Annotated in this window: 16 protein-coding genes; 8 read left to right on the top strand and 8 right to left on the bottom strand. The window is 59.1% G+C overall.

Annotation, left to right across the window (positions count from 1 at the left end; all coding sequences use genetic code 11):
• Window positions 1–78: 78 nt before the first annotated feature.
• The 5 genes from ACRZ9U_RS14130 to ACRZ9U_RS14110 form a co-directional block, all read right to left on the bottom strand.
• Window positions 79–594, bottom strand: a complete 516-nt coding sequence (locus tag ACRZ9U_RS14130) for a DUF3035 domain-containing protein (RefSeq protein WP_170408488.1) — start codon at window positions 592–594, stop codon at window positions 79–81.
• A gap of 50 nt (window positions 595–644) precedes the next feature.
• Window positions 645–1,115: a signal peptidase II gene (gene lspA / locus ACRZ9U_RS14125; protein ID WP_170394647.1), complete on the bottom strand. Its 471-nt coding sequence runs from the start codon at window positions 1,113–1,115 to the stop codon at window positions 645–647.
• Window positions 1,115–2,704, bottom strand: coding sequence for a bifunctional phosphoribosylaminoimidazolecarboxamide formyltransferase/IMP cyclohydrolase (gene purH, locus ACRZ9U_RS14120; RefSeq protein ID WP_170408489.1), 1,590 nt, complete (start codon window positions 2,702–2,704; stop codon window positions 1,115–1,117). The genes lspA and purH overlap by 1 nt, the downstream gene beginning before the upstream one ends.
• 22 nt (window positions 2,705–2,726) lie before the next feature.
• Window positions 2,727–4,466 (bottom strand): heparinase II/III domain-containing protein, encoded by a 1,740-nt coding sequence (locus tag ACRZ9U_RS14115; protein WP_170733897.1) that lies wholly within the window; start codon window positions 4,464–4,466, stop codon window positions 2,727–2,729.
• Between the two features lie 88 nt (window positions 4,467–4,554).
• Window positions 4,555–5,814, bottom strand: a complete 1,260-nt coding sequence (locus ACRZ9U_RS14110; RefSeq protein ID WP_170408491.1) for an RsmB/NOP family class I SAM-dependent RNA methyltransferase — start codon at window positions 5,812–5,814, stop codon at window positions 4,555–4,557.
• A gap of 90 nt (window positions 5,815–5,904) precedes the next feature.
• Here ACRZ9U_RS14110 and ACRZ9U_RS14105 point away from each other — a divergent pair, with 90 nt between their 5' ends.
• Complete coding sequence (locus tag ACRZ9U_RS14105; protein ID WP_170394659.1) at window positions 5,905–6,087, top strand: DUF1674 domain-containing protein; 183 nt, start codon at window positions 5,905–5,907, stop codon at window positions 6,085–6,087.
• On the opposite strand, the gene ACRZ9U_RS14100 is transcribed toward ACRZ9U_RS14105, so the two are convergent.
• Window positions 6,088–6,948, bottom strand: coding sequence for a LysR family transcriptional regulator (locus tag ACRZ9U_RS14100; protein WP_170408492.1), 861 nt, complete (start codon window positions 6,946–6,948; stop codon window positions 6,088–6,090). It lies immediately after the preceding gene.
• A gap of 99 nt (window positions 6,949–7,047) precedes the next feature.
• On the opposite strand from ACRZ9U_RS14100, the gene tmpA reads away from it, so the two are divergent.
• Window positions 7,048–8,184, top strand: a complete 1,137-nt coding sequence (gene tmpA, locus ACRZ9U_RS14095) for a 2-trimethylaminoethylphosphonate dioxygenase (RefSeq protein ID WP_170408493.1) — start codon at window positions 7,048–7,050, stop codon at window positions 8,182–8,184.
• Window positions 8,181–8,771: a (R)-1-hydroxy-2-trimethylaminoethylphosphonate oxygenase gene (gene tmpB, locus ACRZ9U_RS14090; RefSeq protein ID WP_170394669.1), complete on the top strand. Its 591-nt coding sequence runs from the start codon at window positions 8,181–8,183 to the stop codon at window positions 8,769–8,771. The genes tmpA and tmpB overlap by 4 nt, the downstream gene beginning before the upstream one ends.
• A 72-nt stretch (window positions 8,772–8,843) precedes the next feature.
• Here tmpB and dapB read toward each other — a convergent pair whose 3' ends face one another.
• Window positions 8,844–9,653, bottom strand: coding sequence for a 4-hydroxy-tetrahydrodipicolinate reductase (gene dapB, locus ACRZ9U_RS14085; RefSeq protein WP_170394672.1), 810 nt, complete (start codon window positions 9,651–9,653; stop codon window positions 8,844–8,846).
• Between the two features lie 90 nt (window positions 9,654–9,743).
• Here dapB and rbfA point away from each other — a divergent pair, with 90 nt between their 5' ends.
• From rbfA to truB, 3 genes are read left to right on the top strand one after another with little or no spacing between them, the layout of a single operon-like run.
• Window positions 9,744–10,139 carry a 30S ribosome-binding factor RbfA gene (gene rbfA / locus ACRZ9U_RS14080; protein ID WP_170408494.1) on the top strand — a complete coding sequence of 132 codons (396 nt, stop codon included), beginning with the start codon at window positions 9,744–9,746 and terminating at the stop codon, window positions 10,137–10,139.
• Entirely contained in the window at window positions 10,136–10,876 is a 741-nt protein-coding gene (locus ACRZ9U_RS14075; RefSeq protein WP_170408495.1) for a phosphodiester glycosidase family protein, read from the top strand. Before rbfA ends, ACRZ9U_RS14075 begins: the two co-directional genes overlap by 4 nt.
• A 54-nt stretch (window positions 10,877–10,930) precedes the next feature.
• The gene (gene truB / locus ACRZ9U_RS14070; RefSeq protein ID WP_170408496.1) at window positions 10,931–11,839 is read left to right on the top strand and encodes a tRNA pseudouridine(55) synthase TruB; all 909 of its coding nucleotides are present in this window, start codon (window positions 10,931–10,933) and stop codon (window positions 11,837–11,839) included.
• 7 nt (window positions 11,840–11,846) lie between these two features.
• Here truB and ACRZ9U_RS14065 read toward each other — a convergent pair whose 3' ends face one another.
• Window positions 11,847–13,295, bottom strand: a complete 1,449-nt coding sequence (locus ACRZ9U_RS14065; RefSeq protein WP_170408497.1) for a pyridoxal-dependent decarboxylase — start codon at window positions 13,293–13,295, stop codon at window positions 11,847–11,849.
• Window positions 13,296–13,402: 107 nt separating this feature from the next.
• Here ACRZ9U_RS14065 and ACRZ9U_RS14060 point away from each other — a divergent pair, with 107 nt between their 5' ends.
• Together ACRZ9U_RS14060 and ACRZ9U_RS14055 are read left to right on the top strand one after the other, a co-directional pair.
• Window positions 13,403–13,906 (top strand): DUF1643 domain-containing protein, encoded by a 504-nt coding sequence (locus tag ACRZ9U_RS14060; protein ID WP_170408498.1) that lies wholly within the window; start codon window positions 13,403–13,405, stop codon window positions 13,904–13,906.
• A gap of 96 nt (window positions 13,907–14,002) precedes the next feature.
• Window positions 14,003–15,037, top strand: coding sequence for a calcium-binding protein (locus tag ACRZ9U_RS14055; RefSeq protein ID WP_170408499.1), 1,035 nt, complete (start codon window positions 14,003–14,005; stop codon window positions 15,035–15,037).
• Window positions 15,038–15,049: the final 12 nt, after the last annotated feature.

The raw sequence follows: 15,049 nt of genomic DNA, 5'->3' as shown, positions 1-15,049 counted from the left end.
CCTCCGTTTCATTTCTGATATTCAAACTACGGTGGTGCCGCCGGGGTTCAAGGCCAATGACGGAAAGTTAAGAAGAATTCATTCCAGCGGCGGGGCCGACGGCGTTTCGATCCCACGACGACGCGCCGCTTCATTGGTCGCGTTCGCATCGATTGACTGACGTTCATAGACCTGCGAGTACCGATCAACCGGGAACAGGCGCAGGCGGGTCCAGCGACCGCGATTTTTACGGAAAGCCGCATCCTCTTCGGCCGTTACCTGACGCGTATTGGCAGGAACGCCATATCTGCTTGAGGCCGTCACAAGCGCGGCATCGCTGGCCGGTATTGAGGTATTCGGGTTCAGCGCTGCCTCACTACCACCCAGCGCCACAACGGCATCCGCTTTGGGGTTAGGATCGGTCAGGTTTGCACCGCCGGGGGTCGGCGCTGGAAGAAAGGCGTAGTCCTTGGGCTGGGTCAGTGGCTTGACAGGCAATACCGAAAACTCATCCGGCCCCGCTCCGGGCGGATCAAGATTGCGCAAACCAATATCGGAACAGCCCGCAACGACAACGGCGAGTGTCAGAACAAGAATGGCGCGTGGCATACGCATCAGTGTCTCCAGCCAGTTTCAGGCGCTTTTATCGCATATCGTCCGGCAGGTCACGAGGGCTTTTTGCCATCGAACAGGACCAATCCCAAAGCTCCCGCAAATATGAACACATCCGCCAGATTGAACACAAAAGGGTTGCTGATCCCGCAGCAGGACATGTTCAAAAAGTCGAGAACATAGCCGTAAAGCACCCGGTCCACGACATTTCCCAGCGCACCGCCGATCAGGAGACCCCCGCAGAATTGTTGAAGCTTCGTAGGAGCGATGCGGCCCAGCCAGATCAGGACGCCCAGGCAGATCGCCACGGAAACCCCGATCAGCACCCAGCGGGCGGCGTCACCGTCGCCCTGAAACAGGCCAAAATTGATGCCGCGATTCTCGCCGTATCTGAAAACCAGAAGCGGTGGCAGCACGTCGATATCGCCCTGCGCCACGCGCATGACGTGAACGACCAGATACTTACTGATCTGGTCGATCAAAAACGCCGCCAATCCGGCCCATAGGATGAACGAACCGCGCATCAGTGACGGAAATGCCGCATGCGGGTGAAGACCATGGCCAGACCGGCCTCATCCGCCGCCGCGATCACTTCATCATCACGCATCGAACCGCCGGGCTGAATAACGCATGTTGCGCCTGCCTCGGCGGCCTCCATAAGTCCATCGGGGAAGGGGAAGAATGCATCAGAAGCTACGGCCGAACCGATGGTCAGCGGCTGGGGCAAGCCCAGCGCATCAGCCATACGCTCTGCTTTCTTTGCCGCGATCAGTGCCGAGTCAACGCGGCTCATCTGCCCCGCGCCAACACCCACGGTCGCGCCGTCTTTGACATAGACGATGGCGTTGGATTTGACATGTTTCGCCACTTTCCACGCGAACAGCAGGTCGCGCATCTGTTCCTCAGATGGTGCTTTTTTGGTGACCACCTTCAAGTCATCCATACCAACAAAGCCGTTATCCTTGTCCTGCACCAGCAGGCCACCTGCCACCTGTCGCACAGTTTTACCACCGGCGGTCACATCCGGCAGAGCTTCGGTCGTCAGCAGGCGCAGGTTCTTCTTGGCGGCGAAGATCGCCTTGGCCTCGTCTGACGCCCCCGGAGCGATCACAACCTCGGTGAAAATCCCCGTGATCTCCTGCGCGGTTTCCGCGTCCAGCGGTTGATTCAACGCCACGATACCGCCGAATGCCGAAGTCCTGTCGCAGTCGAACGCGGCTTTATAGGCCTCAAGCAGCGTCGCACCTTTCGCTACACCACACGGATTGGCATGCTTGATAATCGCACAAGCTGCCCCTTCGACCGGGTCGAACTCAGCGACCAACTCAAAGGCGGCATCGGTATCGTTGATGTTGTTATAGCTCAGTTCCTTGCCCTGATGCTGTACCGCCGTCGCCACGCCCGGTCGACCCGAGCCATCTACATAGAACGCTGCCGACTGGTGGCTATTCTCGCCATATCGTAAGGTCTGTTTCAGCTCACCGGCAAAGGCGCGGCGTTTGGGCGCCTCAAGCTCCAGCGCATCGGCCATCCAGTTGGACACGGCTGTGTCATAGGCGGCAGTGCGGGCATAGGCCTTTTGCGCCAACCACTGACGGAAGCCCAGAGAAGTCTTACCGTAATTCTCTTCCAGCTGATCCAGCAGCGACGAGTAATCTTCGACATCCACAACCACGTTTACAAAGGCATGGTTCTTGGATGCCGCCCGGATCATGGCTGGGCCGCCGATATCGATGTTCTCGATGCACTCATCATAGGCAGCGCCTTTAGCCACGGTCGCTTCAAACGGGTAGAGATTTACCACAAGCAGGTCGATTGCGCCGATACCATGTTCGTTCATCGCGGCGACATGGGTGTCATTATCGCGCAGAGCCAGCAGCCCGCCATGGACCATCGGGTGCAGCGTTTTGACCCGGCCATCCATCATCTCGGGGAAGCCGGTGATCTCGCTGACATCTTTCACCTCCAACCCCGCATCGCGTAGCGCCTTCGCGGTACCGCCGGTCGAAAGCAGTTCAACCCCGCGTTCGGCCAACGCCGTTCCCAGCTCGATCAGCCCGGTTTTGTCGGAAACGGAAAGCAACGCGCGGCGCACGGGGTGAAGGTCGGTCATGGGTCCAAAGGTCCTTTTGGCGTCAGTCGAAAACGGGCTCGTCCCGGTGCGTATCCCGCACGGCATAGGCTGTATCCTGAGCCTTGCTGAGCGTCCACCGGATGCGCGTCGCATACTCCATTGCGCGCCCAGATAGAACGATCTGTTTTGTCGCGCGTGGCTTCAAACGGCCTTTTTCAAGGTAAACGCTTGGTTCAACTGACAACTTTCCAACGCCATCATGGCGGAAAACCCAGATCTCACCGCTCTTGAGCGCCATCGACACCGCAGCGCCACCCAGATCAAGTGCCGCATCAACGTCAGGATGCAGGTGAAACCGGATGTCAAAGGCTATCCCCTGCAGACCTGCCCCGTCCATCGCGCGATCGAACTGCCGTTTGGCTTTGTCGGTTGCGGTCAGCAGAATATCCTCGCCCACCAGCTCACGCCCGTCAAAGCGCAGTTCAAGCGTGCGGGCATGGGTCAGGCCAAACACTTTGGCGTAGCCGTCATGACCCACCATAAAGCGGGTGCCTTCGAATGCATCCTCGAAATCCACGGGCACATCCTGCGGGCCATCCACCAATGCTTCCTGCGACGACCCATTTGCGCCTTCTGCAAGCCGGGCGCTGGAATACCCTTCGACGCATAGGGTCGAATGCGACGGGGTCGCGCGCCCTGCCCTGCGCCATTCCTGCCCAAAACTGCCGCCTGATCCACAGTTCACGATCAGAGGACGGCGCCCCGAGGTCAGCTCAAACGCAAGCGAGGATGCGTGGGCGTTGAACGACGCAGCACCTTTGGGAGGCGCGCTGGCATCCACCAGAACCGTGGTTCTCGAGGCGGCAAGCCGTGCATAACCCATTGACAGGTCCGAATGCTGCTGCGGCTTGACACCGCTTTGTGCCAGTGCCTGATCCAGCCGCCCTTCAAGCCCACGCCCGCCCCCGTGAAATCTGGCCAGAGATCCATCTGCATGACGCAGATTTCGCAGAGTAGGTGCAATGCGCTTGATCGCCCCGGTCTGAGAGGCAGGCGTGCCTCGGCCAACTTCACCAAGTGCAGCAGAGGTCCAGGCCAGCAGAGTGAAGACCTCCAGCAATTCCTCAGGGTTGCGGGTGAGAATGCCGCCCTCGGCATCGATCTGGCGGTCGCATTCCCGGGCCAGTGCGCGCAATGCGGGATCAGCCAGTTGCTCCAACCCCTCCAGGGCCAAACCAGCCTGAACCAGCCCTGCGAGCGCTTCGAATCTCGGCAATCCTGGTGTTGCTGCTGTCCAGCGTTTGGAAAGAAACCATGTTTGTTGTGCCAAGGAGCGGAAGAAAGCTCTGCTTTGCGCCTCATCAGCGCCGCGTAGCAGAAATTGCGCGTGGTTGATCCAGCGCATCACCCGACGCCCGGTCAGGTCCGGCGCCCAGCCGGGTCCCTTCCCGCGACCATGTGCGGTGATCCAGCCCCAGACCCATCGCTGCGCCTTTTCACGGGCGCGCATATCGCCGACGGCTGCCAGATCATCCAGCCAGATGAAACCGTGGCGTTCATCATCAAAATCCGGACTGGGCGCAGCAACATCCCAGAGATCGGTGTCATCCGCCTCGACCAGATATCCAGCGAAAAGGAGATTCCCGGCCACCAGTTGTCGCCCGCGTGCATACGAACCGACGGTGCGCGGCTCAGGCTGGCTGACGAATCCCGAAACCGCCTTCCGCCTTTGGCTCAGGCGCGCGTAAAGGCGGTTCTGAAACCGCATCCAGCGATTGGCCATTGTGTCCGATTCTGACATGACGCTTGCGACTCTGCCCCTTGCGCTCTGCGGGCGCTTGAACACACGATAGACCGGTCCGCGCGTCAAGTCATCGAAAAGCGTCGCCTCAAGCGGATTTGTTCAGACAGGCGATATAGAACCCGTCCATGCTACCCTTGTCCGGCCAGAAATCCGGGCGCAGACGCAAGCCACCTTCTTCTGTAATCCAGTCCGGTTCAACGCCCGCAATCTCAAGCGCCGCACGGTCAATCTGCATATCCGGGTATTGATCCAGCGCCTCTTCGATCTGCACCTCTCCTTCGTCCGGCAACAAGGAACAGGTGCAATATACCAATCGGCCTCCGGGTTTGAGCAGGGTCCAGGCATGGGCCAGCATACGGGCCTGTAGCTCGATCAATCCCCCGAATTCCGAGCCATCCTTGGCGAAGGGTAAATCAGGATGGCGGCGAATCGTGCCCGTGGCCGAACACGGCGCGTCGAGCAGGATGGCATCATACTGGCCCTGATGGTCCAGCGCATCACCAGCGATCACCTTAGCCTTCAAACCTGTCCGTTTCAGGTTCTCGCGCACCCGCTCCAACCGTGTTTCGGAGATATCCAGCGCCGTGACTTCTGCCCCTACCACAGCCAATTGCAACGTCTTGCCACCGGGCGCGGCGCAAAGGTCCAACACCTTTTCCCCGGCTTTCGGGGCCAGCACGCGCACAGGCAGCGCCGCTGCCGCATCCTGAACCCACCAGTTTCCACGCTTGTAGCCCGGCAAAGCCGACACCTGCCCCGCATCCTGCAAACGGACTGAGCCGGTGGGCAGGGCTTCTCCGCCCGGCGCCTCAGCGCCCGGTTTCAGCGTCACGTCCAGCGGTGCACCATTGAAATGGGCCTGTTCCATACCCTTTACCGCGTCATCGCCCCACGCCATGATCAGAGGATCGCGCAGCCAGTCGGGCAGACGGGGCACGCGCATCTTGGGCCAAGCATCCGGCCCATCGGCGGCAATCTTGCGCAAGACTGCATTCACCAACCCCTTGAGCCGCCCATGCTTGCGCGAGCGTCCCACGATCTCGACCATCGAATTGACCACGCCATGCGCGGCCTCGCCCTGACACAACTCGACCGTTCCAAGCCGCAGCGCGTTATGCACCGTTAGCGCCGGTGTCTGCCGCAAGTGATCGGCCAACAGCCGGTCGGCACGCTCAAGCCCGCGTAGGGTTTCAATAGTCAGACGCTGCGCGCGCGCGCGATCCTCGGGTACCAGACGATCCAATGCGCCCGCCGCCAGACATTCAGGTAACAGCCGCCCCTCGCCCAATATCTGATCCAGCAGATAGATTGCACTGCGCCGCGCGGCGGTTGCAGAGTTTGACATGATGCTGAGTGCCTCTCGTGACCTTTGCCGCATTGCCTTGGGCGGACGAGGGCGTATATCAAGGCCCTGAACAGAAAGGAACCCGATGTCATGAGTGACGAGCGCAAAGACCTGCCCCCCGCCGCTCAGCGCGCATTGGCCGAGGCTGAGGAACGTCGCAAAAAGGCCGAAGCGGAAGCCAAGGCGCAGCCCAAGGAACTGGGTGGGCGCGACGGTCCCGATCCGGCCCGCTATGGCGATTGGGAGAAAAAGGGCATCGCCATCGACTTCTGATCAGGCCGCGCCCCGAAGCGCCTGCAGAAAGTCGTCTATCAACGCTCTTTGCCGTTTCGACCTTGCCCGATCCTCGGGCCAGGTCAGCCAATAGCCATCCTTTGTCCGAAGCTCGGGCATATCCAATCTGTGTAACTGACCAGTCTTTAAGCCGCCCGAAGCCAACGGTAGTGAACCCAACGCGATCCCCATGCCCTGACGCGCGGCCGTGATCGCATGACCTACCGAGTCAAAACTGATCCGACCAGCCGGTAATTCATCAACCCCCGCTACCTGCGCCCAGTCCTTCCAACCCGGGCGTTCTCCGCGCAAATCAATCAGCGGCGCACCCCACTTGATGCCAGATGCGGCCATCGGTGCCAGAACTTCAGGCGCAATTAGCTTTGCCTTTCGTCCAGGCCAAACGCCTCTGCCATAGCGGATCTGCAGCCAGGTACGCTCTTCCTCCAGCGAGGCGCGGCGCGCCATCGAATCTGTCATTACACGCACATTGGGCTGCGCTTCAAGAAATGCGGGCAAGGCTGGCAGAACCAGCGCGTGGATGTGCGACGAAAGTCCCGCGACCCGAAGCTCGCGCGGAGTTTTGCCGAACAGATCCTCGGTATTGCGTTCCAGTGCTTGCAGACTGTCCTGCACCAATGGCAGATAGCTTTCGCCTTCGATGGTCAGCGAAACACCGCGGGCTTCGCGCACAAACAATGACCGGCCCAGCCACGCCTCAAGATTGCCTATCCGTTGACTGACCGCCGCCTGCGTCAAACCAAATTCGCGCGCAGCAGCAGAAAAACCGCCCAATCGCCCGGCGGCTTCGAACACGCGCAGCCAGTCCAGAGGAGGTAAACCGATCTGCTTCTTAGCCATAAGTATTTCCAGCCCTCAGTGGCAATAAGGTTTAATTGTAGTAATGCCACGAAGCGCATATCTCCTCAAGCAAAGCCCGCGCCGAACAGGAGAGACCCCATGCTGCGCTCAGCTACTTTCGACCCTTCCATGGTCACCGTCGCATTTTCCGATGGTACCCAGGCCAGATTTCACGCCATTTGGCTGCGCGACAATGCGCTGGACCCCGAGACCCGCGCCCCCGGCAACGGGCAGCGCCTGATCACAATCGGCGATATCCCCTCCGATATCTCGATCAGCGCTGCCGAGATCCGAAATGGCGATCTGAGCGTTACGTTCCAGCCCGAAAACAAATCCGTGATGTTCCCTGCCGATTGGCTAGCCGATCACGTTTATGACCGCGAACAGGCGCAAGAAGTTGGCCGCACCGCATCCTGCGTCACCACATGGGAGCGTGGTATCACCGCCCCCAGCGGTGACTGGGAAAGGGTGCACACCGACCCGGAGGCCAAGCGCAGCTGGCTGGCTGCCGTCGCGGAGTACGGCTTTGCCAAGCTGACAGGTGGCCCGACCGAGCCGGAATCGCTGCTGAAAGTGGCCGATCTATTCGGCTACGTGCGCCAGACAAATTATGGCCCCTATTTCGAGGTTCGGACCGAGGTGAACCCGACCAACCTCGCCTATACTGGGTTGGGGTTGCAGGCCCATACCGACAACCCTTATCGCGACCCGGTGCCGACACTGCAAATCCTCTACTGCCTTGAGAATTCGGCCGAAGGCGGCGATTCCATCGTTGTCGATGGTTTCCGCGCGGCTGAGCGTCTGCGCGATCTGAACCCCGAGGGCTTCGCCTTGCTTGCAGGCTATCCGGCACGGTTCGAGTATAAAGGTTCGGACGGGGTCTGTTTGCGGTCACGTCGCCCGATGATCGAGCTTTCTCCCGATGGCGAGTTGATCGGCATTCGCTTCAACAACCGCTCGTCTGCGCCGTTCGTGGATGTACCCTTTGACAAGATGGAAGCCTACTATGCAGCCTATCGCCAGCTGGGTGAGATCATTGACGATCCCGCTATGGGCGTGTCTTTCAAGCTGGAACCGGGCGAAAGTTTCATCGTCGACAACACTCGCGTAATGCATGCACGGCTGGGCTATTCCGGGGCCGGGTCTCGCTGGTTGCAGGGATGCTATGCTGACAAGGATGGGCTGCTTTCGACACTGGCCGCCATGCAGATGGCACAACCGGAGGCGGCGGAATGAAACCCGATTTCTCGACCTTAAACCGGGACAATATCGTGGCCTTTATCGGTGACATCTTCGATCGTCGGGGGGGTGAGGAATATCTGGGGGAACCCGTCACCATGGCCCAGCACATGCTGCAGGGTGCCACGATTGCGGAACAGAACGGACAGTCTGAAGAAATCATCGTCGGTGCGCTGTTGCACGACATTGGCCATTTTACTTCAGAATTCGGCACTTACCATCCGGACGATACCGAGGACCGATATCATGAAGATGCAGGTGCAGAGGTGTTGGAGCAGTTCTTTCCGTCGGTCATCACCGATTGCTGCCGGTATCACGTTGCAGCCAAGCGGTATCTCTGCGCCACCAAGCCGGAGTATTTCAATCGCCTGTCCGAAGCCTCGGTCCATACGCTGGAACTGCAGGGTGGTCCGATGAGTGGCAAGGAGATAGCCGAGTTCGAGGCAAATCCGAACCTGAAAGAGATCATTCAGGTCCGTTATCTGGACGAAGCGGGAAAACGCGCTGATATGGAGACCCCGGATTTCGCCCATTTCGCACCGATGGTACAACGGATGGTCGACCGGCACATTCAGGCAAGCTGAGACAGCTTTCATCTGCCCGATCGATAGAGCCAAGAAAATTCGTCGAATTTTCTTGGCTCTTGATCCTAAAGCCTACAGCCCCAGAACATCCACCATGTCATACTGGCCCGGTGCCTTGCCTTGACCCCACAACGCGGCTTTGAGCGCCCCACGGGCAAAGATCGCACGGTCAGTAGCTAGATGGCGCAACACGATACGCTCACCGGGTGCCGCGAACAGGACATCGTGTTCGCCGACAATGTCTCCGCCACGAATCGCGTGGAAGCCGATATCGCCGCGTTTTCGCGCACCGGTAATACCGTCGCGGCCCCGATCGGCCACATCCGCCAACTTGACACCGCGCCCTTCTGCGGCAGCTTCGCCCAGCATCAAAGCCGTGCCTGAAGGCGCATCGACCTTGTGATGGTGATGCCCCTCGATGACCTCGATATCGAAATCCTCATCCAGCGCGGCGGCAACCTTTTTGGTGAGCTGCACCAACAGATTGACCCCAAGGCTCATATTCCCGGCCCGCACAATCACGGCATGGCGCGCGGCAGGTTCCAAAGCTGCGATCTGTTCATCCGTCATTCCGGTGGTGCCAATCACGTGAACGCACCGCGCTTGTGCTGCCAGCGCGGCAAACTCGAGCGTCGCCTCGGGCGCCGTAAAGTCGATAACAGCCTGCGCCTGCGCAAATGCCTCCAGCGGATCGTCAGTGACGGTAACACCGAGCGCCTGCCCGCCCATTGCCTGACCCACATCCTGACCGATCCAGTCATGACCCTTACGCTCGACCACACCAACCAGACGCGCCTGATCGCTCTCAGACACGGTCTTGATCAGCATCTGCCCCATACGGCCCGAAGCCCCTGTGATGACGATCCCCGGAATATGGGTCATTGCGCTGCTCCTTTCTAAAGTCGGCTCAAAGCCTCCTACCCGGTTCGCGCCCGCTTGGCAAAGCCCCGCTTTGGGCTTAGATCGGGGGGCATGGCAAAGAACAAATTCCACGATGGCCCCGGCCCATCCCAACGACAGCTGCGCGTCGGCGAACTGATCCGCCGCACCCTGTCCGAGGTTCTGGCGCGCGGAGATGTCCACGACCCCGACCTGAACCGCATGTCGATCACTGTGGGTGAGGTGCGCACCTCGCCCGATCTGAAGATCGCCACCGCCTATGTGCTGCCCTTGGGCGGCAAGGGGCAGGAGGACGTGATCGAACTGCTCGCTCGAAACAAGGGTGAGCTTCGGCGCGCAGTGGGCAAGAAGGTGGGCCTGAAATTCTCACCCGACCTGCGGTTCCGTTTGGACGACACGTTTGATCGACTGGACGACACCCGCCGTATGTTTAATCAGGACGCGGTACGCCGCGATCTGGACGAGTGATCCGTACCCTTGTCACGCTGTGTGCTGTCCTTTGGGCCGCGCAAGTCTCTGCAGTCACTTGCGAGAAGCTGACTCATGAGGACAAGCGATATACGGTTTGCGAGGTAGATACCTCGGAAGATTTGCGCCTGTTTCTGAACGATGAAAATGGCGATCTGCTGGGTCATTTCTCTTCGGTGAATGAGGCGTTGGAGCCTCAGGGGAAAAGGCTCGTCTTTGCGATGAATGCAGGCATGTACCATGACGACCGCTCGCCCGTCGGCCACTATGTCGAAGAGGGGGAAGAGCAGATGCGCGTGATACCGAATGCCGGACCCGGCAATTTCGGCCTGCTGCCCAACGGTGTGTTCTGCATCCGTAAAAACCGTTCTGATGTGTTCGAGACTTTGGATTTCGTCGATCAGGCGCCGCAGTGCCGCTTTGCGACACAATCGGGCCCCATGCTGGTGATCAACGGAGAGTTACACCCTCGCTTTCTGCCGGATTCAACCTCGCGCTACACCCGAAACGGGGTGGGCACCAGCGCCGATGGCACGCGTGCGGTGTTTGCGATCTCGGACGATTACGTCACTTTCTTTGAATTTGGCAGCCTATTCCGCGATGTATTAAAAACACCAAATGCGCTGTTTCTAGATGGCAACATTTCCCGCATGTATGATCGCGCCAGCAACCGGTCGGATATCGGGTTTTCGCTGGGACCCATCGTGGGTGTCGTCGAGGACGTTCCGGCAAATTGACAGCATCGAAACGATCCGCTAACTCGCGCGCCTCAGCAAGACTCAAGGTGTAGAATGGGACGCAAACGCAAGGGCCGCGACATTTCCGGTTGGCTGGTGGTGGACAAGCCCGCTGGCATGACTTCGACCGCGGTGGTCAACAAGGTGCGTTGGGCGATGGACGCCAAGAAAGCCGGCCATGCGGGCACGCTGGACCCCGAGGCGACCGGCGTTCTGGCCGTTGCGCTGGGTGAGGCAACCAAGACCGTCCCCTACATCACCGATGCGCTGAAGGCCTACACCTTCACCGTGCGGCTGGGGCAGGCCACCAACACCGATGATGCCGAGGGCGAAGTCATCGCTGAAAGCATTGCGCGCCCCTCGGATGAGGATATCAAACAAGCGCTCGGCCCGTTTCTGGGCGATATCAAACAGGTGCCGCCCAAGTTCTCGGCCGTGAAAATCGACGGTCAACGCGCCTATAAGCTGGCCCGAGATGGCGAGGATGTAGAACTGACCGCCCGCCCTCTTTGGGTAGAGGAACTGGTGCTGATCGACCGCCCCGACGAAGACCACGTCGTGCTGGAGATGACCTGTGGCAAAGGTGGCTATGTCCGTTCCATTGCGCGTGATCTGGGCGAAGCGCTCGGCTGCCACGGCCACGTGAAAAAACTGCGCCGCATCTGGTCCGGCCCGTTTGAGGCCGAGGATGGCCTGACCATCGAACAGATCGACGAGATGGCCAAAACCACCGCTCTGGATGATTATCTGCATCCGCTGGAAACCGGCTTGTCGGACCTACCCGAGCTGAAATGCACCTCTGAAGGAGCCACCCGTCTGCGGAATGGCAATCCGGGCATGGTGCTCGCCTCTGACGTGGAATACGGCGACGAGGCCTGGGCCTCGCTGGATGGCAAGGCCGTGGCCGTAGGAATTTACAAGTCGGGCGAATTGTACCCAAGCCGCGTCTTTGCCGCCAACTGATGACTGTTCAGGCGGCGATACGCAATTTGTGACCCAGTCGAAGTATCTCGGACACCAGTAGATCCAGATCCTGCTTTTGCGTGCGGTGATTGTTGACCGCCACCCGTAGGCAATGCGCCCCATGAACCGTTGTATCCGATAAAACCGCTGTGCCTTCCTCTTGCAGGCACAACATGATTTCGCTGTTAATCGCACGCAGAGTTTCGGGGCTGAGACCGCCCGGGTCATAGCGGAAACAAACGATGTTTATGTTGGTGGGGAACATCAAGGTGAGGTCATCCTCTGCCTCGATCAGCGAAGTCAGATAACGCGCCTTTTCGATATCCTGATCAATGAGCCTGCCGAATTTCTGAACGCCGTGCTCCTTCAAGGACATCCAGACCTTGAGCGCTCGAAACCCACGCGAAGTCTGAATGCCGTAATCGTGCAAAAACGCCGCCCCGGCGACGCCTCGGGATTGCGGTTCCAGGTATTCCGGGGTCAGAGTGAATGTCGCGTGGTGGGCATCATGGCTTCGCACTAACGCGCAACCCACTTCGAAAGGCGCATGTAACCATTTGTGTGGGTCGAGCGCGACGGAATCCGCGCGTTCGATGCCGGACACGCGCCAACTGTTATCATGGGCGATTGCAATTAACGCACCGATACAGCCGTCAACATGAAACCACAGGCCTTCCTCGCGGCAGAAATCGGCAATCGCCGACAAGTCGTCGATGGCGCCTGTGTTCACGGTTCCGGCGGTGGCAATCACACAAGCGGGGTTAAGGCCGTCTGCGCGATCCTGCGCGACCATGCCGGCAAGCGCTTCAAGATCCATCGTCAAATCGTCTTGCGTAGGAATACGCCGCAGCGCCTTGTTGCCCAGGCCCAGTGTTTCGAGCGACTTTTGGTGACAACTGTGCATCTGATCCGATCCGTAATACCGCATCGGCTTATCCATGGCGGCGATGCCCTCTTCGCGCATGTCGATCCCGGATTTGACGTTGCGGGCCACCGTCAGCCCGATCAAGTTTGCCACGCTGCCGCCGCTGACCAATGTCCCACTGGCCCCCTCCGGCAGACCGATCATCTCGCGTAGCCAGTCGACGACTTGTCGGTCGATCAGGGCTGCCGCATGATTCCCACCCCCAAGGTTCGAACCCTGAACCGCAGCCAGAAAATCCGCCATCGCGCCAGTGAAATTGCTCGCGCCCATATACCAGCCCCAAAACCGGGGATGAATATTGCCCATTGGATACTGCATGACCTGAGACTGGACATCATCCATCAAATCACCCAACGGCATACCCTGCTGAGGTGCAGGCGTTTCGAACCCGTTGCGTATCGCAGTCGGCATATCTTTCCATATCGACCTATCACGCACATCACGCGTATGATCCAACGCCATATCCAACATCTCATGTGCTAATTTGCGGGTCTGCTCCCAATCCGCCGGATCCAATGTCTCGAATGTCATGTCTTCCCCCCAGAATAAGCCGTTCAAATGAAGGCAGGTATAGCACAAGTTAAGGATCAGGACATCGCCCCTTGTAAACGGGCCTAATTCCAGCCAAACCCGACTGCATGATCACCCGTTCTCACACCAAGGGCGACGCGCCCTCGACTGCCATCTACTCCGATTGCGAAAAATACCGCTATAGCCTGACCCGTATCTGGAACCCGGCGGGCCGCAAGGCGTTGTTTGTGATGCTGAATCCGTCGACGGCGACCGAGGTGCAGAACGACCCCACGGTGGAACGTTGCGAGCGTCGCGCACGCACACTGGGTTTCGGAGCTTTTCAGGTCACCAATATCTTTGCCTGGCGCGACACTGATCCGCGCAAGATGCGTGCATCTTCAGATCCGGTGGGGCCTGAGAATGACGCAGCCATCCTGGACGGCGTGGAATGGGCGGATCAGGTCATCGCCGCCTGGGGCACCCATGGCGCACATCTGGAACGCGGCCCCGCAGTTGAGGACTTGCTGCGCGGCACGGGCCAGCCCTTGTTCCACCTTGGGCTGACCAAGGACGGACATCCGAAGCATCCTCTCTACATTGCGTACACTCAGCAGCCCGAAGCCTGGTGATAAAGGGTTAACCAAGCTCTCAGCTTCGCTTTGACCAAGCCATTGTTTGCATGAGAGGTTTTACACTCGGAGCCATTGTGCTTGCGGAGGGTAGATATGTTTCTGATCGGATTATTCGGAATGGCCGCCATGGGTGGTGCGGCCTACGCAATCAGCGACGTACTTGTGCCAGAAGACAAAGGCGATGACGAGGATGAAGACGATCGCATCGAGGAAACGGCCGACGACGACCTGTCGGAAGGCAATTTGCTTGACGCGGACGAGAATGTCGACGAGCCCAGCTCTGCCGAGGAAACCGACTCTGACACTGGTGAGATTGTGTCCGAGTATGAAGGCGATCTAGTCATTGCGGGCGATGAGGATGCGGATGTTCTGACCGGGCAGGAAGGCAACGATCAGATCAACGGATATGGCGGGGACGACTGGATCGACGGCGGCGCCGGCAACGACGTGTTGTATGGCGGAGGTGGCGGGGACGTCCTGTTTGGCAACCTCGGGAATGATGTGCTCCATGGTGAATATGGTGACGACGCGCTGGACGGAATGTCAGGAAATGACGACCTGTATGGTCATTTCGGAACAGATGATCTGAGCGGCGGTGATGGGAATGACCGGCTTTTTGGTGGTCAGGGCGATGACACGTTAAGCGGCGATGACGGCGACGACGCGCTACAAGGCGGAGATGGCGACGACTACCTTGTTGGGGGTGCCGGTGAAGACGCCCTGTTTGGCGGAGATGGTGATGACATCTTGTCCGGAGAAGATGGTCCGGACGAGCCTGCGCGCGACTTCCTAAACGGGGGCTCTGGGGACGACGTCATTCTTGCCGAAGACGGCGATGTGGTCACCGGTGGAGAGGGCGAGGACGAGATCGTTGTACAGTCCGACCCCGAGCAGGAAGCCACGACAATCATGGATTTCCAGATCGGTCACGACAAGCTTCTGATCACCTGGGACAACCCGGAAGAACCGGAATTGACGATCGAACAGGACAGTGAAAACAACAGCTTGACCCATGTTCGGGTCAATGGCGAAGACGTCGCTCAGCTTTTTGGCGCAGAGGGTCTGACTGTTGAAGATATTCAGTTTGTGACCGAAGCCCAGTTGGAGCAGTACGCCTTCACCAGTTGAGCCTGCAGAATC

The organism is Ruegeria sp. D7 (assembly GCF_056534355.1).
This window is presented reverse-complemented; position numbering and strand designations above follow the sequence as displayed.